Origin of the sequence: Methylomagnum ishizawai, assembly GCF_019670005.1 — a bacterium.
GTDB lineage: Bacteria > Pseudomonadota > Gammaproteobacteria > Methylococcales > Methylococcaceae > Methylomagnum > Methylomagnum ishizawai.
The window spans coordinates 484657-508359 of sequence record NZ_AP019783.1 but is presented as its reverse complement, the minus strand read 5'-3'; the positions used below and the strand labels follow the sequence as shown (position 1 = coordinate 508359).

Annotated in this window: 15 protein-coding genes; 9 read left to right on the top strand and 6 right to left on the bottom strand. The window is 63.3% G+C overall.

The window, feature by feature from the left end:
- Position 1: 1 nt before the first annotated feature.
- The 3 genes from K5658_RS02190 to clpB form a co-directional block, all read right to left on the bottom strand.
- A complete protein-coding gene (locus K5658_RS02190; RefSeq protein WP_221065358.1) occupies positions 2 to 1540 on the bottom strand; it encodes a hypothetical protein in 1539 nt (512 codons plus the stop codon).
- Positions 1541 to 1866: 326 nt separating this feature from the next.
- Positions 1867 to 3234 carry a sigma-54 dependent transcriptional regulator gene (locus K5658_RS02185; protein WP_176225090.1) on the bottom strand — a complete coding sequence of 456 codons (1368 nt, stop codon included), beginning with the start codon at positions 3232 to 3234 and terminating at the stop codon, positions 1867 to 1869.
- Positions 3235 to 4056: 822 nt separating this feature from the next.
- The gene (clpB, locus tag K5658_RS02180; RefSeq protein WP_221065357.1) at positions 4057 to 6639 is read right to left on the bottom strand and encodes an ATP-dependent chaperone ClpB; all 2583 of its coding nucleotides are present in this window, start codon (positions 6637 to 6639) and stop codon (positions 4057 to 4059) included.
- 224 nt (positions 6640 to 6863) lie between these two features.
- Between clpB and K5658_RS02175 the strand changes: the two genes are divergently transcribed.
- Genes K5658_RS02175 through K5658_RS02150 form a run of 6 tightly spaced genes read left to right on the top strand, consistent with a single transcriptional unit; the run spans position 6864 to position 13019 of the window.
- The gene (locus tag K5658_RS02175) at positions 6864 to 8051 is read left to right on the top strand and encodes an O-antigen ligase family protein (RefSeq protein ID WP_221065356.1); all 1188 of its coding nucleotides are present in this window, start codon (positions 6864 to 6866) and stop codon (positions 8049 to 8051) included.
- Positions 8038 to 9003 carry a glycosyltransferase family 2 protein gene (locus K5658_RS02170; RefSeq protein ID WP_221065355.1) on the top strand — a complete coding sequence of 322 codons (966 nt, stop codon included), beginning with the start codon at positions 8038 to 8040 and terminating at the stop codon, positions 9001 to 9003. The genes K5658_RS02175 and K5658_RS02170 overlap by 14 nt, the downstream gene beginning before the upstream one ends.
- Before the next feature lie 22 nt (positions 9004 to 9025).
- Positions 9026 to 10177: a glycosyltransferase gene (locus K5658_RS02165; protein WP_221065354.1), complete on the top strand. Its 1152-nt coding sequence runs from the start codon at positions 9026 to 9028 to the stop codon at positions 10175 to 10177.
- A gap of 6 nt (positions 10178 to 10183) precedes the next feature.
- Positions 10184 to 10867, top strand: coding sequence for a sulfotransferase family 2 domain-containing protein (locus K5658_RS02160; protein WP_221065353.1), 684 nt, complete (start codon positions 10184 to 10186; stop codon positions 10865 to 10867).
- Entirely contained in the window at positions 10864 to 11913 is a 1050-nt protein-coding gene (locus K5658_RS02155) for a glycosyltransferase family 9 protein (RefSeq protein WP_221065352.1), read from the top strand. Before K5658_RS02160 ends, K5658_RS02155 begins: the two co-directional genes overlap by 4 nt.
- Entirely contained in the window at positions 11910 to 13019 is a 1110-nt protein-coding gene (locus K5658_RS02150) for a glycosyltransferase (RefSeq protein ID WP_221065351.1), read from the top strand. Before K5658_RS02155 ends, K5658_RS02150 begins: the two co-directional genes overlap by 4 nt.
- Positions 13020 to 13308: 289 nt before the next feature.
- Here the strand turns inward: K5658_RS02150 and crp are convergent, their stop codons facing one another.
- Entirely contained in the window at positions 13309 to 13965 is a 657-nt protein-coding gene (gene crp / locus K5658_RS02145) for a cAMP-activated global transcriptional regulator CRP (protein ID WP_221065350.1), read from the bottom strand.
- A gap of 124 nt (positions 13966 to 14089) precedes the next feature.
- On the opposite strand from crp, the gene K5658_RS02140 reads away from it, so the two are divergent.
- The 3 genes from K5658_RS02140 (at position 14090) to K5658_RS02130 (ending at position 20702) form a co-directional block, all read left to right on the top strand.
- Positions 14090 to 14506 (top strand): OsmC family protein, encoded by a 417-nt coding sequence (locus K5658_RS02140; RefSeq protein WP_221065349.1) that lies wholly within the window; start codon positions 14090 to 14092, stop codon positions 14504 to 14506.
- A gap of 109 nt (positions 14507 to 14615) precedes the next feature.
- A complete protein-coding gene (speD, locus tag K5658_RS02135; RefSeq protein WP_425515941.1) occupies positions 14616 to 15410 on the top strand; it encodes an adenosylmethionine decarboxylase in 795 nt (264 codons plus the stop codon).
- A 507-nt stretch (positions 15411 to 15917) separates the two neighbouring features.
- Positions 15918 to 20702: a beta strand repeat-containing protein gene (locus K5658_RS02130; RefSeq protein WP_221065348.1), complete on the top strand. Its 4785-nt coding sequence runs from the start codon at positions 15918 to 15920 to the stop codon at positions 20700 to 20702.
- A gap of 112 nt (positions 20703 to 20814) precedes the next feature.
- Here the strand turns inward: K5658_RS02130 and K5658_RS02125 are convergent, their stop codons facing one another.
- Together K5658_RS02125 and purH are read right to left on the bottom strand one after the other, a co-directional pair.
- Positions 20815 to 22050 carry a (Fe-S)-binding protein gene (locus tag K5658_RS02125; RefSeq protein WP_221065347.1) on the bottom strand — a complete coding sequence of 412 codons (1236 nt, stop codon included), beginning with the start codon at positions 22048 to 22050 and terminating at the stop codon, positions 20815 to 20817.
- Between the two features lie 84 nt (positions 22051 to 22134).
- Positions 22135 to 23697 (bottom strand): bifunctional phosphoribosylaminoimidazolecarboxamide formyltransferase/IMP cyclohydrolase, encoded by a 1563-nt coding sequence (gene purH, locus K5658_RS02120; protein ID WP_221065346.1) that lies wholly within the window; start codon positions 23695 to 23697, stop codon positions 22135 to 22137.
- Positions 23698 to 23703 lie beyond the last annotated feature (6 nt).

Genomic DNA, 23703 nt, shown 5'->3' with positions numbered 1-23703 from the left:
GCTAGGCCATCGCTTCTTCCGCCCCGGACTCGGTCAGCGTATAGCGGTAGAACGACGGCGAAGCCTCCACCAGTTTGACGATGCACACCCGGCGCTTGCCGCCGGGGAAATCCAGCATCACCCCGTCCCCGCCCCGCCATTTGCACGGCTCGGTGAGCAGGCCGACCTGCCCGTCCGGTTCGGACGCCTCTAGCCACACCGCGTTGCGGACCCCGTCCTTCAGCCGCTCGTTCCTGGCCCGGATCAAGCGCGGATTGGCCCCCAAGAGCTCGAAGCTATGCCAGAACCGGCCATCGCGGATTTGTCCGCTACGCAGGACGCCGAGTTGCACCCATTCGTCGTCGGAATTGAGTCCGATCAACGAACCCGCCCGCAACATCCACCGCCCCGAATCCAACAGATAGAAACCCGGCAATTCCGAAGGCACCACCTCGACCATGCGGTTTTTCTCCGCCGTCTCGCTCGCCACCACGGCCTCGGCCAGGGTGCGCCCGGTGAAACGCGGCGCGGTGTGGAGCTTGGTGCTGTCCAACGGCGCGAGTTCCAATTCGTTGCCCGCCCAGGTTTCCGCACGGCGGCCGGGCTTGGAACGGCGGAACTCGATATCCTTGAGCATCGGCACCACGGCCTTGAACCCGGTGGCGAGCGAGACCCGGCGCCCCCCGGCGGCCTCCAGGCAGGGCAGGCGATCCCCGAGCCGCGGCAAAACCCGCCGCAGGGGATGGGATTCGGGCGCGACCGACGCCCGCAAGGTTTCGCGCAAGACCGACAAGGCCCGTTCCGCCGACACGCAGGGCAATCCCGCCGGCGCGGGCACGCCCGGCGCGACCGGCACCAAAATATCCAACTCCTCGGGATCGAAGCAGAACGCCGAACGCAAACCGGCCTCGTCCGCGACCGGCGAACCCTGTTTGGCCAGGAGCGCCAGCCCATCGAACAAGCGCTGCGTCTCATCCTGCGGCAGGCCGCGCGGCACCGCCAGGCCGAACAAGAAAAAGCGCAGGAACAAATCGCGCAAAACCACCGGTGGCCTGCCCTCCAGTTCGGCGGTGGCGTCCAGCACCTCCGCCGCCGCCGCATGGCGATACAGCCTGCGGAACGAGGACAGCACCGAGGACGACGGCGCCTCGTAGACCTGGGCCGAGCGCAACATGCTTTGCAGCAGGTGTTCCAGGCAACGGCGATAGATGAACAAACGGCACGGCGCGTCGAACGCCTCCTGGAACGCCGCAGCCTCCACCAGTTGCCGATAGCCGAGCGCGGCCTCGAGATGGAAGCGGGCCGCGAGGCTGGCGATCTTGCGGGCCTTTTCCTCCATGGGAAAAACGGCGTCGATGAAATGGGGCATCAAGCCCCGCTCCAAGCCCTGGACCATCGGGTGGCAGCGCTCCAGCAACTCGAAGCGCAATTGCAGGGGCATGGGATAGACATTCAAAGCCTGCTGCACCGGCAGGAACCGCTGGCAACACTCGCGGATATTGCCCAGCGGTAGTTGATCCAGCCACGCGGTGGCCGATTGGACATCTAGGGCGAAGGGCAAGGCCGGTATTTCCTGAAGCAGCATGGCGGGTGGAACCGACTGTCTTGGGGTTTAAGGGAAGAAAAACGTCCAAAGTTTAGCCCTGTCGGCACATTCTGACAAAGCCGCGCCCGGACCAGACCGACGGTTTGTGAAATAGCGCTCAATACCAAGGCCAATCCGGGTCGGCCAAACCGCCATCCAAGACGAACTTCGGGATCACGTTGTCGATATAAGGAGGGGAAGGAATCGCGTCCCGGCCCATCTTCAGGGAGACGGGCCGGGACGGAAGGGGCCGCGGCCCCGGAGCGAGCCACCGCACGGAAGCGGTGGCTGGGAGGGAAGGTTCAACCCCGGCCGGCGGCGGTGTTGCGGATGCGGTGCTTGTCCATCAGGCGATAGAGCGTCATGCGCGACACGGCCAGTTGCCGGGCCGCCCGCGAAATATTGTTCTCGGTCGCCCGCAGGGTGACCTGGATGATCTCCTTCTCGGCCTCGGCCTTGGCTTCGTCCAAGGTCATCACATTGCCCTGGAACTTGGTGGTGCCGGGTTCGACCACGTTCAGCCCCAGGTCTTGCGGGGTGATCCAGCGGTCCTCGCACATGACCATGGCGCGGCGGACGCGGTTGATCAACTCGCGGATATTGCCGGGCCATTCATAGCGCTGCATGGAAGTCACCGCCTCGGGCGTGTAGCCGCTGATGTGGCGATATTTCTCGTTGACGAACAGGTCGAGGTAATACTTGGCGAGCAGTTCGATATCGTCGCGGCGTTCGCGCAGGGAAGGCACATTGACCACGAACGGGCTCAAGGCCTGGTACAGTTCTTCCAGGAAATGCCCATCGGCGACGGCTTTCGCCAGGTCGGTATGGGAAGCGGCGATGATGCGGACATCGACCGGAATATCGCGGTCGCCCCCCACGCGGCGGATGGTCTTCTCGCGCAGGAAGCGCAGCATGACCTCCTGGAGGTCGGCGGGCAATTCGCCCACTTCGTCGAGGAACAAAGTGCCGCCGGAAGCGGCCTCGATGCTGCCTTCCTTGGTACGGTAGGCCCCGGCGAACGCGCCCTTCTCGAAACCGAACAGTTCGGACATCATCAGGTTGGAGGGCAAAGCACCACAGCTCACCACGATGAACGGCCTATCGCCGCGCATGGAACGGCGGTGGATGGCGCGGGCGGCGATTTCCTTGCCCGAGCCGTTCTCGCCCCGGACCAAGACCGGAACATCCAGGCCGGCCGCCCGTTCGATATCGGCGAACAGCTTGGTGAATTTGGGGCTGCAACCGATGATGCCCTCGTCGCCGTGGCTCGGGGTCTGGGCGCGCAGGCGCTTCATCACCAAGGCCATGCCATAGGCGTGGCCGAGGGTGAATTGCAGGCGCTCGGGATCGAGCGGCAGCGTGTGGTAATCGTAGAAGCCCTGGGCGATCAGTTGGCAAACCTCGCGGTTATGCAGGGCTTGCGGCGGCAGCAGCGCGATCCATTCCATGGGATAGCGCATCGCCAATAGCGACTGGATGGGCGAAATATCGGCTTGTTCGCGGGAACCGAACAAGACCATGCCCAAGTGGAAGCCGTGGGCATCGATGAGGTTCTTGGCCTCGTCGAGCCGGGTCACGGTGATGATATCCCAGCCCCTGGCACGCAGCGCGTCCAGCACGCCGTTATCGGTTCCCGTGGGATCGAAGCACAAAAGTTTGCGCGTATCCATGTATTGCTCTCCTATGTTAGCTAGCACTGAGTTGAACATTAAATTTTCTTGTGGCGGCCACCCCGGCCACCCTGTTTCTCGGGAACGCTCCCGAATCCATCTTTCCAAATGCGGTCCCCTGGATACCGCTCCCTAACGGCTTTGCGGCGTATCCGCACACAGCGCCTTAACAAGCAGGGGGCAGGTGGTTCCTCCCCATTAAATCAAAATGGGGATGGAACCTCTTTCTTCCTTAACATATTTCTCCATTAGCTAACAGTGTAAAAGATTATTTGAAATCTGCCTACCCTGCCCAGCATAAACTTTGAGGCACATGCTTTCAAGGAGAGTCACCCATCGCTGCGGCGGGCAATGCGTCAACCACGGTTGGAATCCCATGCAGCCCCTTGAAAGATGGGCTTTTGCCCAAGCCGAACCCCATCGAAGCCCGGAAACGGGCCGGGCGCGGGCCGCCCGGATAAGTGGCAAGCGCTCAATAATATGCCACATCATAAGACAATTTTTAGTACAGAAGATGTGGCAATAGCCTTCCAAAAATACCGTAACACCACCAGTGGTTCAATAGCGACAGCAAAGACCGATGGGACGGCACAAAGCTCCCCAGGCCAACGTAACCCCCCTGTAACTGGGGCTTAATTTATACCGAGCGAGCTTCCGAAGAATCGGTATTTCCACCTACCTGGCACTTTATCCGTCATGCCCTGGAGCCTATGCGGCAGAAGCAAGACGAATCATGGCCCATGCATTGGAACTAGCGAAGCGCCGCTCCACCGCGGCGGGCGGAGCGGCATCCAGCCCAAGACCGTCCCGGTAGGGACGGAATCACCCCCCTGTATGAAACACGATCCCCTCTCCGTCCGCCGCGTCCACCCGGACCACATCGCCCGGACCCACCCGGCCCGCCAGGATGCTCTGGGCCAAAGGGTTTTCCAATTGCTGTTGGATCGCCCGCTTCAGAGGCCGCGCCCCATAGACCGGATCGAAACCGGCCTCGCCCAATCGGTCCAGCGCAGCCTCGCCGACCGCCAGGGTGATATCGCGCTCCGCCAGGCGCCGTTCCAAATAGCCCATCTGGATGCGGCAAATGGCGCGGATCTGTTCCCGCGCCAGGGGATGGAACACCACCACCTCGTCCACGCGGTTGATGAATTCGGGACGGAAGTAGCGCGACACCACCGCCATCACCGCCGCCTTCATGGACTGGTAATTCTCCTCGCCCGCCAATTCCTGGATACGGTCGGAACCCAGGTTGGACGTCATCACGATCACGGTGTTGCGGAAATCCACCGTGCGGCCATGGCCATCGGTCAAACGGCCATCGTCCAATACTTGCAGCAGCACGTTGAACACATCGGGATGGGCCTTCTCCACCTCGTCCAGCAGGATCACCGAATAGGGCCGCCGCCGCACCGCCTCGGTGAGATAGCCGCCTTCCTCGTAGCCCACATAACCCGGAGGCGCGCCGATCAGCCGCGCCACCGCGTGCTTCTCCATGAATTCCGACATGTCGATACGGACCATGGCCTCCTCGGTATCGAACAGGAACTCGGCCAAGGCCTTGCACAACTCGGTCTTGCCCACGCCGGTCGGCCCCAGGAACAGGAACGAGCCATTGGGCCGGCGCGGATCGGCCAACCCGGCGCGGGAACGGCGGATGGCGTCGGACACGGCCTTGATCGCCTCGCCCTGCCCCACCACCCGCCGGCCGAGTTGGGCTTCCATCTGCAACAGTTTTTCCCGCTCGCCTTCCAGCATCTTGGAAACCGGGATGCCGGTCCATTTGGACACCACCTCGGCGATCTCCTCGTCGGTGACTTTGTTACGCACCAATTTGGCCTCCTGGGCTCCGACCTGCACCGCCGCGTCCAGTTCCTTCTGCAAGCGGGGAATTTCCCCGTACTGCAATTCCGACATCCGTCCCAGGTCGCCCGCCCGCCTTGCGGCTTCCAGGTCCAGCTTGGCTTTTTCCAGCTTTTCCTTGATCGCGGTGCTGCCCTGCAAAGCGGCTTTCTCGGCCTTCCAGATTTCCTCCAACTCGGCGTATTCGCGTTCCATCTCGCCGATGCGCTCCTGCAATTCCTCCAGGCGGCGGCGCGAAGCCTCGTCGGCTTCCTTTTTCAAGGCTTCGCGCTCGATCTTGAACTGGATCAAGCGCCGCTCCAGCCGGTCCATTTCCTCCGGCTTGGAATCGATCTCCATGCGGATACGGCTGGCGGCCTCGTCCACCAAGTCGATGGCCTTGTCCGGCAGGTTGCGGTCGGTGATGTATCGGTGCGAGAGCATCGCCGCCGCTACGATAGCCGGATCGGTGATAGTGACACCGTGATGCACTTCATATTTTTCTTTCAAACCGCGCAAAATCGCGATGGTATCCTCGACGTTCGGCTCGTCCACCAACACTTTCTGAAAACGGCGTTCCAAGGCCGCGTCTTTTTCGATGTATTGGCGGTACTCGTCCAAGGTGGTCGCACCAATACAATGCAATTCGCCACGGGCCAGGGCCGGTTTCAACATATTGCCGGCATCCATCGCGCCCTCGGCCTTGCCCGCGCCGACCATGGTGTGCAGTTCGTCGATGAACAGGATGACCTTGCCCTCCTGCTTGGCGATATCGGTCAACACCGCCTTCATGCGCTCCTCGAATTCGCCACGGTACTTGGTCCCGGCGATCAGCGCCGCCATGTCCAGGGCCAACAGGCGCTTGCCCTTGACTCCTTCCGGCACCTCGCCATTGACGATGCGCTGGGCCAGGCCTTCGACGATGGCGGTCTTGCCCACGCCGGGTTCGCCGATCAAGACCGGATTGTTCTTGGTGCGCCGCTGCAAGACCTGGACGGTGCGGCGGATCTCGTCATCGCGCCCGATCACTGGATCGAGCTTGCCCTGCTCGGCGCGGGCGGTGAGGTCGATGGTGTATTTCTGCAAGGCTTGGCGTTGCTCCTCGACATTGGGATCGTTGGCCTTCTGGCCGCCACGCAGCTTCTCGATGGCCTGCTCCAACACCTCGCGGTTGAGACCGGCCTTACGCAGCGCATCGCCCAACTGCCCGCGATCCTCCAGCGCCGCCAGCAAGAACAATTCGCTGGTGATGAATTGGTCGCCGCGCTTCTGGGCCAGTTTGTCGGTGAGGTTCAGGAGGCGCAGCAAATCGTTGGAAATCTGCACATCGCCACCCACGCCCTCGACCTTGGGCAACCGTTCCAATGCCTGCCCCAAGACGGTGCGTAGCGGATTGACGTTGATGCCGCATTGCGCCAACAAGGGACGCACCGTGCCGCCGTCCTGGTCGATCAAGGCGACCATGGCGTGGAGGGGCTCGATGAATTGCTGGTCCTTGCCCAAGGCCAGGCTTTGCGCCTCCGCCAGTGCGGCCTGGAATTTGCCGGTCAATTTGTCCATTCGCATAAAAGATTACCTGCCGGGATATGATTCAGTGATGCCGCTTAAATGAGGCTTAAACCGGCCATTTTCAAGCCAGCGCCCCGCCCCCGCGCCCCGGAATGGTGCCGCCCGGCCCGCTTGGTGCGGGCTTTGCGCGTCTTTTATAATGGCCGCGACCTCGCGCCCCCAGCCTCCCAGGCGACCGCCTTCCCGGCGTCAAGCAACCACAGTTCCGGTGACCAATGGCCTTGCGCCTCCCACGATTGAACGGCGACCTGTTTCCACTTTTGCTGCTGCTGTCGGTTTATGGCTTCGCGCTTTCCCTGCTGCTCGGACGCGGCAGTTACAAACCCTGCCTTTACCTGTGCGGCTACGCCACGCTGGGCATCCTGGCCTCCACCCGCCCGCCACGGCTGGACCGGGATATCCTGGCGGTGGTCGGCCTGGGGGCGCTCCTGCTGGGGCAAGGATTGGCGATGGCGGGCGACAAGCTCTGGGGCAGCGCCCACACCGCGCTGTTCGGCGCGACGCTGCTGGTGTTCGCCCTGCGCCTGCTACCGGACCGGCTGGCCCAAGGCCGTCCGCCACCCCATGCGGCCATCGCGGCAAGCCTTCTCCTGGTCGCGGTGCTGGCCCATGCCATAGCCTACCCGCTCAAGCTCAACCAGGCCGGGCTGTATTCCAACCTGCATTATCTGGCCCTGTTTTCGGTCACGACCCTGCCCCTGTTGTTTTATTTCGCCGCGACGATCCAGAACCGGCTGCGCTGGCTATGCATACTGGCCTTGGCGGTGGATTTCTGGCTGCTGCTAAAAACCCAATCCCGGCCCGGTTATCTGGCCTTGCTCGCCAGCGCCCTGGCGAGTTTGCCCTTCCTGTCGCGGCGCTGCCAATCCCTCGCCCTGGGGTCCATCCTATTATTGCCATTGGGATTATATTTCTCGGGATTATTCGGCTTCGCCGCCAGGGTGGACGACCTCGCCGCCAACTTCCTCAAGGAAGAACGGATGATTATTTGGCGGGAAACCTGGGCCATGCAATTGCGCAGCCCTCCCTTGGAATGGGCTTTCGGCCATGGTTTCGGGGCGTATTTCTGGAATTACCAGCCGATTTCCAGCTACCACGACAAAGAGGATTTCACCTTTCCCCATAACTATTTCCTGGAAGTCCTCTATAGCCATGGACTTCTGGGATTGACCCTGGTCGTGCTGGCCTATGCCTCGTTCTTCTGGAAGCTAGCCATAACCACCTGGCGTTGCCAAGATCAAACCGGGACAAGATTCGGCATTATGCTCATCAGTGTCGCCAGCGCCGAACTGGTGCAAAGTTTCCTCACCCTGCCCTTGTTCTCCCGGCACCAGCTTTATCCATTCGGCCTATTGCTAGGTGCCAGCCTGTATTACTTCAGAAAATATACCCCGCATGAGCGCCATTGATTTCCCGCCGGTCAGCCTGATTATCCCCAATTACAACGGGTCCGCCCTGCTCAAGGCCAACCTGCCCGCCGTGCTGCGGGCGGCGGCGGACTATCCCGGAACCGCTTCCGTCATCGTGGTGGACGATGGTTCGCGGGATGGCAGCGCGGCCCTGGTCCGCGGCGGATTCCCCCAGGTGACGCTGGTCGAGCATCCGGTCAACCGGGGTTTCGCCGAAGCCATCCATTCCGGCGTCGCGGCGGCGCCAACCGAATTGCTGGTGTTCCTCAATTCCGATGTCACCCCCGCCCCGGATTTCCTCGCGCCCTTGGCCGGGCATTTCGCACGGCCCGGGATATTCTCGGTGACGCCTTTGGTGTTGGATGAACAAGGCCGCTGCAACGAGGTTTCCTGGCGTTGCTACCATATCCGGGGTGGGCGGCTCCGGGCCGTGCAATGGACGCCGCCCGATACTTTCAGCCACCCTTGGCAAACCCTATTCGCTTCCGGCGGTTCGATGATGCTGCGGAAATCCATGTTCACCGCCTTGGGCGGCTTCCTGCCGATTTTCAAGCCATTTTATTCGGAGGATTTCGACCTGGGCCTGAGGGCTGGACGGCGGGGTTGGATCAGCCTATTGGAACCCCGCAGCCGGGTGGTCCACGACAGCGGCTCGGGTTCGATCAAAACCAATATCGCCGCCAAACGCATCCGCGCCATCCGCATCCGCAATCATTTCCTGCTGGAATGGATGCACCTCCCGGCGCGGGATATATGGTTGCGCTTGCTGCCGGGTTATCTGTGGCGCTCGGCCAGCCGTTTCGTGACTTTCAATTGGGTTTATCTCTTGGGTTTGGCCGGGGCTTTGGCCAGGCTCCCGGAAGCCCTACGCTTACGCGCCGCGATCCAGGCTTCCGCCACCTTGGATTTTTGGAGCCTCATGGCGGATATCGAACATTCCAAACATCATTGATACCCCCTCAAAACCCATTCTTATGACTCCCGAACAACGTCTCGCGGTATTGATTTCGTTTTCCGGCGCAGGCGGCGTGGAACGGATGGTCCTCAACCTGTTACCGGCCATCCTGCGGCAAGGCATCGCCGTGGACCTGCTGGCGATCCTGCGCCAACCCGTGCCGGATTTGGTGCGCATCGAAGGCTCGGGGCTGCGCCTGTTCGATCTGGGGGTGGGCCATACCACCCTGGCCGTACCCGCCCTGGTCCGCTACCTCAAAACCGAACGGCCCACCGCCTTGCTCGCCGCCAAGGACCGCGCCATCCGCGCCGCCGTGCTGGCCAAGGCTTTGAGCGGGGTGGAAACCCGTTTGGTGGGGCGGCTGGGCACCCATCTTTCCGCCGCCCAGGCAGGCAAACCGGCTTGGCAGCGCTGGCTGCGGACCCAGCCCATGCGCTGGGTCTATCCCAAGGTGGACCGGGTGGTCGCGGTTTCGACCGGCGTGGCCGAGGACGCGGTGCGGCTGACCGGGCTACCGGCCTCGCGGGTGGTGGTGGTGCGCAATCCGGTCATCACCCCGGATATGGCGGACAAAGCCGCCGAGCCGGTCGATCATCCCTGGTTCGGGGATAAAACCTGCCCGCTCATCCTGGGGGCGGGACGGCTGACGCGGCAGAAGGATTTCGACACCTTGATCCGGGCGTTCGGGCGGGTGCGGACGCGGCGCGAATGCCGCTTGGTGATCCTGGGCGAGGGCAAGCTGCGCGGCGATTTGGAACGGCGGGTGCGGGAACTGGGCTTGGAAACTTCGGTCGCCCTGCCCGGCCATGTGCGGAACCCTTACGCCTATCTCGCCAAGGCCGATTTGTTCGCGCTGTCCTCGCGCTGGGAAGGCTCGTGCAATGTGCTGACCGAGGCCATGGCCCTGGGCACGCCGGTGGTTTCGACCGACTGCCCCAGCGGTTCGGCGGAAATCCTGGGCGGCGGGCGCTACGGGCCGCTGGTAGCGGTGGGCGATGTGGAAAAACTGGCCGAGGCTATGCTGTACGCCCTGGACCATCCCACCGCGCCGGATTCATTGAAGGCGGCCGTGGCCGAATACAACGCCGAGCATAGCGCCCGGCGCTATTTGGAAATCCTGGGATTCGCCCCCCGCGACGCAAACACCCCCGCAACCGCCAACGCCGCCTAAACCCCTATGCTGCTCTCCCTCAAATACAACTTCCTGTTCGTCCATATCGCCAAGACCGGCGGCACCAGCGTCCGCGATTCGCTGTGGTTCTATAAATGGGCCGACCCCTACCGGATTCCGCAATTCCTGTGCAGCCGCCTGAGCGCCCTCACCGGCCATAGGATCGGGGCCAAATTCCCGCGCCACGCCAAGCTGGTCGCGGCCCAGGAAATGCTGCCGCGCGAGGTGTTCGAGCGGCTGTTCAAATTCGCCTTCGTGCGCAATCCTTGGGATTTGCAGGTCAGTTCCTATCACCACATCCGCCGCGAACGGCCCCAACTCATCACCCATGTCGATAGCTTCGAAGGTTTCCTGCGCTGGAAATTCGACCCCGAGCGCCCGCCGCAATACCACGCCGACATGTCCACCGAACGCCAAAGCGATTATCTGATCGACCTGCATGGGCGCAATCTGGCGGATTTCGTCGGGCGCTACGAATGCTTGGCCGAGGATTTCGCCGAAGCCTGCCGCCGCATCGGCATCGCCTGCCCCAAACTGCTGCACGCCCGCAAAGCCACCGACCGTGGGCGGGACTACCGGAGCTACTACACCGACACCACGGCGCAATGGGTGGCGGATCATTACCAAGCCGACCTCGCCCTGTTCGGCTACCGCTACGACGATCCGCAAGCCTTCCATTTCGATCCATGAACCAGACCCCGCCCCGGAGCATCCTCATCGTCCGGCTCAGCGCCATCGGCGATGTCATCCTGGCCTCGGGCCTGATCCCGGCCCTGCGGCTCGCCTACCCGGACGCCCGCCTCGCCTGGCTGACCGACGCGCCCCAGGCCGATTTGCTGCGCCACAATCCCCGGCTGGACCGGCTGCACCTCTGGCCGCGCCGCCGCTGGCGGGAATTGCGCCAGGGTGGCGAATACCGGCAGCTATTGCGCGAGGTGGCCGGTTTGGTGCGCGAACTCCGGGCCGAACGCTACGATTGGGTACTGGACCTGCAAGGCTTGTTGAAAAGCGGGGTGTGGGCCTACGCCGCAGGCGGGAAGCGCCGCATCGGCCTGGGTTCGCGGGAAGGCAGCCGCTTCTTGATGACCGAAGTGCTGGACCGGAACGTGGACAGCCCCTTGATCGGCAAGGAATACCGCAAGCTGGCGCGATTCCTGGGTGCGGATGGTTTCGCCCTGGATATCGCCGTGAGCGCCGCCGACCGGGCCGAAGCCGCCGCGATCAAGGCCAGCTCCGGTATCACGGGCGCCTATGCGGTCATCGCCCCGTTCACCACCCGGCCCCAAAAACATTGGTTCGATGAACACTGGGCGGAATTGGCCCGGAAAATCCGGGCGGAACGCGGCTGGCCGGTGCTGATGCTGGGCGGTCCCACCGACCGCGCGCACGCCGCCGCACTCCGCGCCCTGGCGGGCGATGCGCTGACCGACCTCGTGGGCCAGACCGGCCTGGGACTGTGCGCGGCCTTGATCGAAAACGCCCGTGGCCTCATCGGCGTCGATACCGGCCTGACCCATCTCGGCATCGCCCTCAAGACGCCGACCCTGGCCCTGTTCGGCTCGACCCGGCCCTATCTCGACACCGGCAGTTCCACGGCGCGGGTGCTTTACCAAGCCCTGGATTGCTCGCCCTGCCGCCGCCGCCCGACCTGCGGCGGCACCTACGATTGCATGAGGCTGCACAGCCCCGACACGGTATTGGCCGCCCTCGCCCCACTCCTGGAAACCGCCGCATGAAAACCATCCACATCGATCTGGGCCGCCATCTCTACGGCGGCGGTCGGCAAGTCGTCCATTTGCTGGAAGGGCTGGCGGCGCTACCGGGCGAGCCGGTACTGGTGTGCCGGGAAGGCTCGGAACTCAGCCGGGCGGTACGGAATCCCGCCGTCCGGGTACGGGCACTACCGTTCCGGGGCGATCTCGACCTGGCTTGGACGGGCCGCTTGCGCCGCCTCATCCGCGAGGAAAAACCCGACCTCCTGCACGTCCACAGCCGCATCGGCGGGTTCCTGACGGCATTGGCCGGGACGCTGGAACACATCCCCATGGTCCATAGCCGCCGGGTGGACAATCCCCCGCATTGGATCGACCTCAAGTTCCGGTTCCCGCTGTTCCGGCGCATCGTCACCATCTCCGAGGGCATCCGCCAGGTGATGCTGGCCCATGGCGTGCCGGCGGCCCAACTGGTCTGCGTGCCCAGCGCGGTCGATACCGGGCGCTACCGGCCCGGCGGCGGGCGCGGCGCGTTCCGATGCGAACTGGGCCTGGCCGAGGATTGCGTCCTCGTCGGCGTCGTCGCCCAGATGATTCCGCGCAAGGGCCACGAAGTGCTGTTCGACGCCCTGCCCGCGGTCCTGGCCCGGCATCCGGCTATCCGGGTGCTGCTGTTCGGCAAGGGGCCGTTGGAGCCGGAGTTGCGGCGCATGGTGCGAACCCGCGGCCTGGAGGGAAACGTAATGTTCGCGGGCTACCGGACCGATATGCACCGGGTCATTCCCTGCCTGGATTTGGTGGCGCATCCGGCCTGGATGGAAGGCTTGGGCGTGGCGCTGCTGGAAACCGCCGCCTGCGGCGTGCCCCTGGTCGCGGCGCGGGCGGGCGGGATGCCCGAGATCGTCCATCCCGGCGTGAACGGCTACTTGATCGAGCCGGGCGACAGCCACGCCTTGACCGGCTATTTGCTGGATTTGCTGGACCATCCCGAACGCCGCCGGGAATTCGGCGAGGCCGGGCGGCGGCTGGTGTTGGAGCGGTTTTCGGTGGAGCGGATGGTGGCGGGGAATTACGCCGTCTATCGGGAAGCACTGGATCAAGGCGGGAGCGATGGTTCAATCCGCCGATGACGAGCCCCCCTCCCGATTGATGCCGCCCACGACAAAAACCGGCATGGGGAGCGTTCTCCGCTGGGAACCTTGGGGGGTGGGCCGGGGTCAGGGCTTCAACCGGGAGCGAATTTCCCGGTGTGTCTGAAACCCGGCTACTCACATGGAGGTTGCCATGATCGTAGGACAAGCGATTTTCCTGGTATTGGCCTTGAGCTTGATGTTTAGCGCATTGATCGCCCGCGCCGCCAAGGAGTGATCGTCGCGGCGCGCCGGGCCGTGGGCCGGGTCCGGCCCGCCCACGGTCCGCCTAGCGGGCCCCCAAGACCACGATGGTTTTGCCCTTCACCGTCACCAAACCCTGCTCCTCCAGATTCTTCAGTACCCGCCCCGCCATTTCCCGCGAGCAACCGACCAAGCGCCCGAGTTCCTGGCGGGTGACGCGGATCTGCATCCCATCGGGGTGGGTCATGGCGTCCGGCTGCTTGGACAACTCGATCAAGGCATGGGCGATCCGCCCCGACACGTCCAACAGCGCGAGGCTCCGCACCTTGCGGCTGGTATCGAGCAAACGGGTCGACACCTGCCGCCCCAACGAGGACAGGATGGCGATGGCATGTTCCGCCAGATCGGCGGTCAGGAGATGGTGCAGGCGTTGATAGCCGATTTCGGCCAACTGGCTGGCCTCGCGGGTGCGCACCGTCACATCGCGCACCATGCTCCCCATGAACACGCCCATTTCGCCGAGGAACTCGCCCCGGTTGAGATAGGCCAGGACGATATCCTCGCCGGTTTCCTTGTTGTGCATGCTGACCGTGCAGGAGCCTTCGACGATGTAATACAGCGTGTCGCCGGCATCGCCGGGCTTGATGATGGTGGCCTTGCTGGGATAGCGGCGGCGGTGGCAGTGTTGCAAGAGCCGTTGCAAAGCCTCGTCGGCGGGCGGACTCGCGGAAGGTATGGGCATGATGGATGCTCGCGATGACTTGAAAACCTTGGCCTAGCGCGGAAGTCTAGGGCGAATTCTATTCCCCCGATGCTGGCGGGGTGTGATACATTATGCCGCTATTTTTTCCGGTGGGGTTCTTCCGATGAAGGCTCGGGTCAAATGGGTCGAAAACGTGCTGTTCCTGGGCGAATCCGGCAGCGGCCATGTGGTGGCGATGGACGGGCCGCCGGAATCGGGCGGCAAGAACCTGGCCGCCCGCCCGATGGAAACGCTGCTGATCGGCATGGGCGGCTGCACCGCCTTCGACGTGGTCCATATCCTCCGCAAAGGCCGGCACGAAGTGCGCGACTGCGAAGTCCGGCTCGAAGCCGAACGCGCCGACACCGACCCCAAGGTCTTCACCAAGATACACATCCATTTCGTGGTCAAAGGCCAAGGCCTGACCGACAAAGCGGTGGCGCGGGCCGTAGAGCTCTCGGCGGAGAAATACTGTTCCGCCTCCATCATGCTGGGCAAGACCGCCGCCATCACCCATGATTACGAAATCGCCGAGGATTGAAGCATCCCCGCCGCCCGCCGCGGTTCCCGCCCCGGCCCTCCCATCCACCACCCACCGCTGACAACCGGCGGTCCCAACCCAGACAGGGGGTAGCGTTAGCTCGATGGAAATCGATAAATTGCAATTGCACGGCTTCAACAATCTGACCAAGTCGTTGAGTTTCAATATCTACGACATCTGCTACGCCAAGACCGAGCAACAGCAGCGTCGCTATATCGAATACATCGACGAGATGTACAACGCCAAGCGGTTGACCCAGATTTTGACCGATGTGAATGCGATCATCGGTGCGGAAATCCTCAACATCGCCCGCCAGGACTACGAGCCGCAAGGCGCGAGCGTCACCATGCTGATTTCCGAGGGGCATGTGCCGGACACCATCACCAACCTCGAAGCCCCCGGCCCCATGCCCGATTCCGTGGTCGCGCACCTCAACAAGAGCCATATCACCGTCCACACCTACCCGGAAAGCCATCCCTACGGCGGCATCAGCACCTTCCGGGCCGATATCGATGTCTCGACCTGTGGCCGCATCTCGCCCCTGAAGGCGCTCAACTACCTGATCCACAGCTTCGAATCCGACATCGTGATCATGGACTACCGCGTGCGCGGTTTCACCCGCGATATCAGCGGCCAGAAGCACTACATCGACCACGAGATCACCTCGATCCAAAACTACATCTCGGACGTGACCGCCGAGCGCTACCAGATGATCGACGTCAACGTCTACCAGGAGAAAATCTTCCACACCAAAATGATCCTGAAGGACTTCCACCTCGACAACTATTTATTCGACACCGACAAGGACGCCCTGACCCTCGAGGAGCGCACCGCCATCCAAAAGCAATTGCAGCGCGAAATGGCGGAAATCTTCTACGGGCGCAATTACAAGCTGCGCCGCTGAGGGATGGTCGATCGAGCCGGGTCCGGTCCCCAAGGCCGGACCCGGCTTTTTCATGGACGGAAAAACCCATCCGGCCCCTTTCCACCCCAGGGATTCACCTTTTGTCGGATTGGTTTGGCCCGGCCGGGGGCGGCTTGCCATAATCCACCGCACCGTGCGCGGCCCTATCGAGTGACCTTTTATGTCACTTTGATACGTAAACTATCCCCCGTCCCGCCGCCGCCCCGGCGGAATTCCATACCCGGCCCTGAGTCCGGCGCTTCGAGAGCTTGGCTTTGTTCGTGCATGTCCCGGACGACGTGCTAAAGGCTCAACGCGAGGGCCTTTCAACTCCACCCGCCCGGACGGACCGCCTACGAAGCAAGACAATCCGGGCTACCGTTCGACCGATACCGCGCACCGAAAGCCCGGCGATCCACTATCATTCGGGGCGGTGGTTTCCAAGGGCCATGGTGCCTTGAGAGCCAAACTAAATCCTTCATCCTTATATATTCGAGGTAAAAGAATATGGCTAATAAGTTTTTTTGGAGCACTGTTACTGAAACAAATAACAATGCAACCATAGGCAGCTTCGACCCAAGCGCCGATATATTTGTTTTCGACCACGACAGCAGCTCGAACGAAATTTCTGCGGCGCAAGTCACCATCTCCACGGTCGGCAACAGCCCCACCGGTGATGTCACCTTCTCCTATAACGACAACGGCACTACCAAAACGGTCACCATAACGGGTTTATCCCTGTCCGAACTTACCACGACCACCTCCGACGCCTTCGGTAATGTCCGCTTCAACGATCAAAGCGTACTGATCGTGGGCGACAATATTTCCAACACCCCAGGCGCCACCACCCTCGATAATGCCGCCAACACCCTCACGGGCGGACCGGGCAACGACCAGCTCGTCGGCCTGGGCGGCAACGACTCCCTGGTCGGCAAAGGCGGCGACGACTTGCTCATCGGCAATGGCTTCGGCACGACCGGCACCGATATCCTGGTGGGCGGCGCGGGCAACGACACCTATGTCGTGGATAACTCCGCCGATGTCATCACCGAAAGCTCCGGCGCTGCGAACGGCACCGCTGATTTAGTCCAATCCTCGGTATCGTTCACGCTCGCCGCCAACGTCGAGCAACTGACCTTGCTCGACACCTCTTATGGTGTATCCGTAGGAGCCATCAACGGCACCGGCAACACGGCGGGCAACAATATCTTGACCGGCAATAGCTCCGCCAATACCCTGAGCGACAACAACGGTACCGCCAAGGACACCCTGGTCGGTGGCCTGGGCAACGACACCTATATCATTGGCAATACCAGCGATGTGATCACCGAGAGTGGCGGCACCAGTGGCGGCATCGACCTAATCCAGACCGCAAAAACTTATTCGATCTCCTCCCTTGCCGACATCGAACAGCTTACCCTGACCGGCAGCGCGAACATCGACGGTACCGGCAACGCTGCAAACAACACCCTCTTAGGCAACTCCGGCAACAACAACCTGAATGGCGGAACCGGGGCCGACTCGATGGCCGGCGGCACCGGCAACGACACCTATACCGTGGACAACCTGGGCGATACCGCCACCGAATCGCTAAACTCGGGCACCGATCTGGTCCAGTCCTCGGTGAACTTCACCCTTGGCACCAATGTCGAGCAACTGACCCTGACCGGTTCCGCCGTCAGCGGCACGGGGAACACCGCCGCCAACACCATCATTGGCAACGCCAGCGACAACACCCTCAGCGACGGTGGTATCGGCTTGGCGGACAGCATGGTCGGTGGCGCGGGCAACGACACCTACACCGTCAATAACACCGGCGACATCATCAACGAAACGGCAAATGGAGGCGCGGGCACCGACTCGGTCAATTCCTCGGTGACGTTCACCCTCGCCACCGGCGTCGAGAAATTGACCCTGGCCGACAGCGGCGGTGCCATCAACGGTACCGGCAACGCGGCCGCCAACACCATCGTCGGTAATTCCCTGGCCAATATCCTCAGCGATGGCGGTGTCGGTTCCCCGGACAGTCTGGATGGCCAACTCGGCAACGACACCTACCTCGTCAACAACAGCGGCGACATCATCTCCGATTCCGGCGGCACCGACACGGTCCAGTCCACCAAAACGTACGACCTCTCCGCCAACGCCACCACCGTCGATAAGCTGACCCTGCTCGACAGCGGCGGTGCCATCAACGCCACTGGCAACTCCCTGGCCAACACCATCACCGGCAATACCGCCGCCAACACCCTCGACGACGGCGGTTCCAACGCGGCGGACAGCATGGCCGGCGGCGCGGGCAACGACACCTACGTCGTTCACAACAGCGGCGACACCATCTCCGATTCCAGCGGCACCGACACGGTCCAGTCCTCGGTGGACTTCACCCTCGCCGCCACCTCCGGCATCGAGATACTGACCCTAACCGGTGCCGGCAACATCGACGCCACCGGCAGCACCGCGGCCAACACCCTCAACGGCAACGGCGGTGACAACGTACTGACCGATGGCGGCACCTCGGCCGACAGCATGGCTGGCGGCGCGGGCAACGATACCTACTTCGTAAACAACATCGGCGACAAGATCACCGAGAGTTCCGGTGCCGCGAACGGCACCGCCGATTGGGTCCAGTCCTCGGTAACATTCACCCTCACCGACAACATCGAGAAGCTGTCCCTGCTCGGCACCACCAGCGCCATCAACGGCAAAGGCAATAGCTCGAGCAACACCATCATCGGCAACGGAGGGAATAACATCCTGGACGACGGCACGGCCACCCCCAATGCTGGTGGCGCGGACAGCATGGACGGCGGCGATGGCAACGACACTTACCTCGTCAATCACAGCGGCGACACCATCACCGATTCCAACGGGACCGACCTGGTCCAGTCCACTGTGACTTACGACCTCTCCACCAAGGCCACCACCGTCGATAAGCTGACCCTGCTCGACAGCGGCGGTGCCATCAACGCCACCGGCAACGCCCTGGCCAACACCATCACCGGCAACTCCCTGGCCAATACCCTCAGCGATGGCGGGGCCGGTGCGGCGGACAGCATGGCCGGCCTCGCCGGCGACGACACCTACACCGTCAACAACGCCGGTGACACCATCTCCGATTCGGCGGGTACCGATCTGGTCCAGTCCAATGTGTCCTTCACTCTCACCGCCACTTCCGGGATCGAAAAACTGACCTTGCTCAGCAACGCCAATGCTATCAACGCCACCGGCAACGCTCTGGCCAACACTATCACCGGCAACTCCCTGGCCAACACCCTCAGCGACGGCGGGGCTGGCGCGGCGGACAGCCTGATCGGCGGCGCGGGCAACGACACCTATGTCGTCAACAACACCGGCGACGCTATCAGCGACACAGGAGGCGACAGCGCCGACCTGATCCAGTCCACAGTGACCTTCTCCCTCTCCTCCGCCTCCGTCTCGGGCGTTGAAAAGCTGACCCTGACCGGCACCAGCGCCATCAACGGTACCGGTAACACCGCCGCCAACACCATCATCGGCAACGACGGTGCCAACACCCTCAGCGACGGCGGCTCCAACAGCGCCGACAGCTTGGCCGGGGGCAAGGGCAGCGACACCTATATCGTGAACAACGCCAGCGACACTATCAGCGAAAGTGGTACTAGCACCGCTGAAGGGACCGCCGACTTGGTTCAATCGTTCGTCACGAGTTTCACCCTGTCCAGCAACGTCGAGCAACTTACCCTGATGACGGGTGCTGTCAACGGCACTGGCAGCGGCGACGCCACCAACAATCTCATCACCGGCAACTCCTCCGCCAACACCTTGAACGATGGCGGCGGTGACGGTAATGACACCCTGAACGGTGGCGCAGGCAACGACACCTTGGTCGCTACCAGCAGCGGTATCGACACCCTCAACGGCGGCGATGGCAGCGACCTTTATCAGGTCAGCGTCGATAATTCCAGCACCACCACCACCATCAACATCTCCGATAGCGGCACAGTCACCAGCGATGTGGATACCGTGGAGGCGACCCTGGCCACCGGTGAGACCTTCACCCTGGAAAACATAAACAGCATCGAGAAACTCACGCTCCTGGGCCCCGCGAATTCTTCCGGCACCGGCAACCTACTCAACAACACCATCACCGGCAATACCGGAGCGAACGTGTTGGTTGGCTTGGCAGGCAACGACATTTTGTACGATGGTGCCAGCACCGCTGCCAATTCCAGTGCTGCCGACAGTATGAATGGCGGCGTCGGCAACGACACCTACTATGTCACCAACAGCAATGATAAAGTGTCGGAAGCGGCAAGCGATATTGGCGACCAATCAGCGGATGGATCAGGGACGGATATTGTCTTCGCGTCGGTGAGCTTCACCCTCGACGACGCCGGCACCATCGAGAAACTCACCCTGACCGCCAATAGCATCACCGGCACGGGCAATTTCCAAGACAATACCATCGTCGGCAGCACCGGCTCGAACACCTTGCTGGGCGGTGCGGGCAACGATATCCTCGACGACGGCATCACTGCCTCGGGTAGCGCCGATTCGATGAACGGGCAGGATGGCAACGATACCTATTTCGTCCACCACACCGGCGACACCGTTGTCGATAGCTCCGGCACCGACACGGTACAGTCCACGGTTACCTTCACCCTCGCCAACTCGATTGAAAACCTGACCTTGCTCGACGTGGGCGGTGCCATCAACGGCACGGGAAGCACTGCGGCGAACAAAATTATCGGCAATAGCTCGGTCAATACTCTGAGCGGGGGCAGCGATACTGCCAGCGATACCCTGCAAGGCGGTGGCGGCAACGATATCATTACCGTGGGCGGCGGCAAGGATACGGTCGTCTTTGAAGCCAACGCGGTAGCCAACGGGCTGGGAGATTCGGTGAGCGGCTTCACCGTAGGTTCGGGCAGCAGTGCCGATAAGCTGGACTTCAACAACTTCTTCGGCGCGGCCACCAATATCACGGTCCTGCCTGCGGTCGCCGAAGGTTCGTCCGGCGCGGTCGCCATCGCCACGGGTAACGTCCTGCAGGTGATCGACACCGGCGGCAACTTGGACGCAACTGGCATCGCGGCCTTGTTCGGCACCGGCAAGCCCTTCGAGGCGGCGCTCGCCAGCGAAAAATTCGTGATGATCACCGCCGACACCTCGGGCGATGCCAAGGGCTGGTATATCGACGTGGGGGCCAATGCTATCGTCGACGCCAGCGATGTTAGCCAAGTGGTCACCTTGGTCGGCGTCAATAATCTGGCCACCACTCCGCTGGTCTCCGCCAACATCGTGGCCTAAGCAACCCACCCACCGACCGGGCGCGACCCCGCGCCTGGCCCGGTTCCCAACAAAAAGGCCGGAGGGCGCGCAACACGCCCTCCGGCCTTTTGCTTTCACGGAGCGGGCCACGCTATCCCGGCAAACACCGCGCCAACAAAGCCACCGGATGCAACACCTCGACCCCGCCCAATCCGCGCCGCTTCAACCCCGCCCGCAGGTGCATCGCGCAACCCGGATTGGAAGTCGCCAGGAAAGCGGGCCGCTCGGCGGCCACCCGGTCCAGCACTTCGTCGCGCAGCGCCCCCGCCATTTCTGGATGCTCCAGTGAATAACTTCCCGCCGCGCCGCAGCAACGCACCTGGGCCGGGAGCGGCACCACCTCCAGCCCCGGAATCCGCCGCAACAGGACGGCGGCGTGGCGGTCGGCCTTCAAGACATTCTTGAGGGTACAGGGCGCATGTACCACGGCCTTGGCTTCCAAGGGTAGGAGCGCCAAGTCGTCCGGCCAGGGCAACCCGGCCAGGAATTCGCCAATATCCCGGACCCGGCCCGCAAACCGCGCCGCCGCCTCCGTCGCCGCCCGCTCGCGGTAATCGCGCAGCATCGCCCCGCAACCGCTGGCGAAACCGACGATGGCGTCTTCGCCATCGAACGCGGCCAGGTTGCGCTCCATCAGCGCCGCCGCCGTGCGGGCATCCCCGCCATGGCCGTGCAAAGCCCCGCAACACGCCTGCGCCTCCGGCACCCGCACCCGGACGCCCAGCCGGTTGAGCAGGCGCAGCGTGGCGGACACGGTTTCGGCATCCAGCAGGTTGGCGGTGCAGCCCAGGAACAAATCCGCCCGTCCGGTTTCCGCCGGGCCGCTGGCGGGATGGACGCCGCTCCAATCGGTCGCGCCGGCGCTGGCCGGCAGACCCGCCGCCACCTCGCCCAGCCCCGCCGCTTCCAGCAGGAAGCCGCCGCCCCGCAGCACCGCCCCGCCCAGCGCGCCCGCCATCAGCGACTCGGCGCGGTGGCGCACGCCGCCGCCGACCAGGAGCTTGCGCAGGGCGGCGGTTTTGAGCTTGGCGGCGCTGGATTTGCCGAGTTCGCCGACCTCGCCCCGGAAACGGTCCACGATGCCGCCATAGGGCACATAGGCCGGACAGGCCGCTTCGCAGGCCCGGCACAGCAGGCAGTTATCGACATGGCGGACCAGTTCCGGGGTGGCTGCGAGCGCCCCCCGCGCCCAACCCTGGATCAGGGACAGACGGCCCCTGGGCGATTCGTTCTCGTCCTGGGTCTGGAGATAGGTGGGGCAATGCGGCAAGCACAAGCCGCATTTGACGCAGAGGTCGGTGTCGGCGGCGAGATCGGGGCGGTTCAAGGGGGAACCTCGGGAGTTTGTGGGAAAGACGGCGGGCCGGGATCGCTCCCACACGGACCGTGGGAGCTTGGAAGACGCGGGAACTCAGTGGCGGAAATGCCTCATGCCGGTGAAGACCATCGCCAAGCCATGCTCGTCGGCGGCGGCGACGACCTCGGCGTCGCGCACCGAACCGCCGGGCTGGATCACGGCGGTCACGCCCGCCTCCGCCGCCGAATCCACCCCGTCGCGGAACGGGAAGAAGGCGTCGGACGCCACCACCGAACCCGCGACCTGTAGCCCCACATCCTGGGCCTTGATGGCGGCGATGCGGGCCGAATAGACCCGGCTCATCTGCCCCGCGCCCACGCCTACGGTCTGGCGGTCCTTGGCGTAGACGATGGCGTTGGACTTGACGAACTTGGCGACATTCCAGGCGAACAGCAAATCGGCGATCTCGGCCTCGGTCGGGGCGCGGCGGCTCACCAGCTTGAGCCCGGCCCGCTCGACACGGCCCAAGTCCTTGTCCTGCACCAGCAAGCCCCCGGCCACCCGCTTGTAATCCCATTCCGGCTTGGGTTCGGCGGGCCAAGCGCCGGTTTCCAGCACCCGGACATTGGCCTTGGCCGCCAGGATCGGCAGGGCGTCGGGGGCGATGCCGGGGGCCAGGATCACCTCCACGAATTGCCGTTCGACGATGGCACGGGCGGTCTCGGCGTCCAAGGCGCGGTTGAAGGCGATGATGCCGCCGAAAGCCGAGGTGGGATCGGTGGCGTAGGCGCGGTCATAGGCTTCCAGCAAGCTCTGTCCCTCGGCCACGCCGCAGGGATTGGCGTGCTTGACGATGACGCAGGCGGGCGACTCGGCGAATTGCTTGACGCATTCCAGGGCCGCGTCGGCGTCGGCGATGTTGTTATAGGACAGTTCCTTGCCCTGGATTTGCCGGGCGGTGGCGACGGTGCCGGGAGCCGCGCCCGGATCGACATAGAAGGCCGCGCGTTGGTGGGGATTTTCGCCATAGCGCAAGGCCTGCCCGTGGCGGAACCGCGTCACCAGCGGATCGGGGAAGGGTTCGCCGCCTTCGATCTTGCCCAGATAGGTGGAGATGGAGGCGTCGTAGGCCGCGGTATGGCGGAAGCTCTTGATCGCCAAGCGGAACCGGGTGGCGGCGGACAAGGCGCCGCCGTTCTCCTTCAGTTCGCGCAGCACCAACGGGTAATCCAGGGGATCGACCACCACGCCCACGGCGTCGTGGTTCTTGGCCGCGCCCCGGATCATGGCCGGACCGCCGATATCGATATTCTCGATGGCCTCCGCCAAGGGGCAACCGGGCTGGGCCACGGTGGCCTCGAACGGATAGAGGTTCACCACCACCAGATCGATGGGACCGATGCCATGCTCGGCCATCACCGCCTCGTCCACCCCGCGCCGTCCCAGGATGCCGCCGTGGATTTTGGGATGTAGGGTCTTGATGCGCCCGCCCATCATCTCGGGGAAGCCAGTGTGCTGGGAAACCTCGATGGCGGCGATGCCGCTGTCCAGCAACAGGCGCGCGGTGCCGCCCGAAGACAGGATTGCTATGCCCAGCGCGGCCAGTTCGCGGCAAAAATCCACCACGCCGGTTTTGTCGGAAACGCTGATGAGGGCTCGGGTCACGGGATTGTTCATGGCGGT

Bases quoted from the DNA above. Each gene is read 5' to 3' on its own strand.
- K5658_RS02185 (WP_176225090.1), bottom strand. From the start codon at position 3,234: ATGGATACGCGCAAACTTTTGTGCTTCGATCCCACGGGAACCGATAAC.
- clpB (WP_221065357.1), bottom strand. From the start codon at position 6,639: ATGCGAATGGACAAATTGACCGGCAAATTCCAGGCCGCACTGGCGGAG.
- K5658_RS02170 (WP_221065355.1), top strand. From the start codon at position 8,038: ATGAGCGCCATTGATTTCCCGCCGGTCAGCCTGATTATCCCCAATTAC.
- K5658_RS02165 (WP_221065354.1), top strand. From the start codon at position 9,026: ATGACTCCCGAACAACGTCTCGCGGTATTGATTTCGTTTTCCGGCGCA.
- K5658_RS02160 (WP_221065353.1), top strand. From the start codon at position 10,184: ATGCTGCTCTCCCTCAAATACAACTTCCTGTTCGTCCATATCGCCAAG.
- K5658_RS02155 (WP_221065352.1), top strand. From the start codon at position 10,864: ATGAACCAGACCCCGCCCCGGAGCATCCTCATCGTCCGGCTCAGCGCC.
- K5658_RS02150 (WP_221065351.1), top strand. From the start codon at position 11,910: ATGAAAACCATCCACATCGATCTGGGCCGCCATCTCTACGGCGGCGGT.
- crp (WP_221065350.1), bottom strand. From the start codon at position 13,965: ATGCCCATACCTTCCGCGAGTCCGCCCGCCGACGAGGCTTTGCAACGG.
- K5658_RS02140 (WP_221065349.1), top strand. From the start codon at position 14,090: ATGAAGGCTCGGGTCAAATGGGTCGAAAACGTGCTGTTCCTGGGCGAA.
- K5658_RS02130 (WP_221065348.1), top strand. From the start codon at position 15,918: ATGGCTAATAAGTTTTTTTGGAGCACTGTTACTGAAACAAATAACAAT.
- purH (WP_221065346.1), bottom strand. From the start codon at position 23,697: ATGAACAATCCCGTGACCCGAGCCCTCATCAGCGTTTCCGACAAAACC.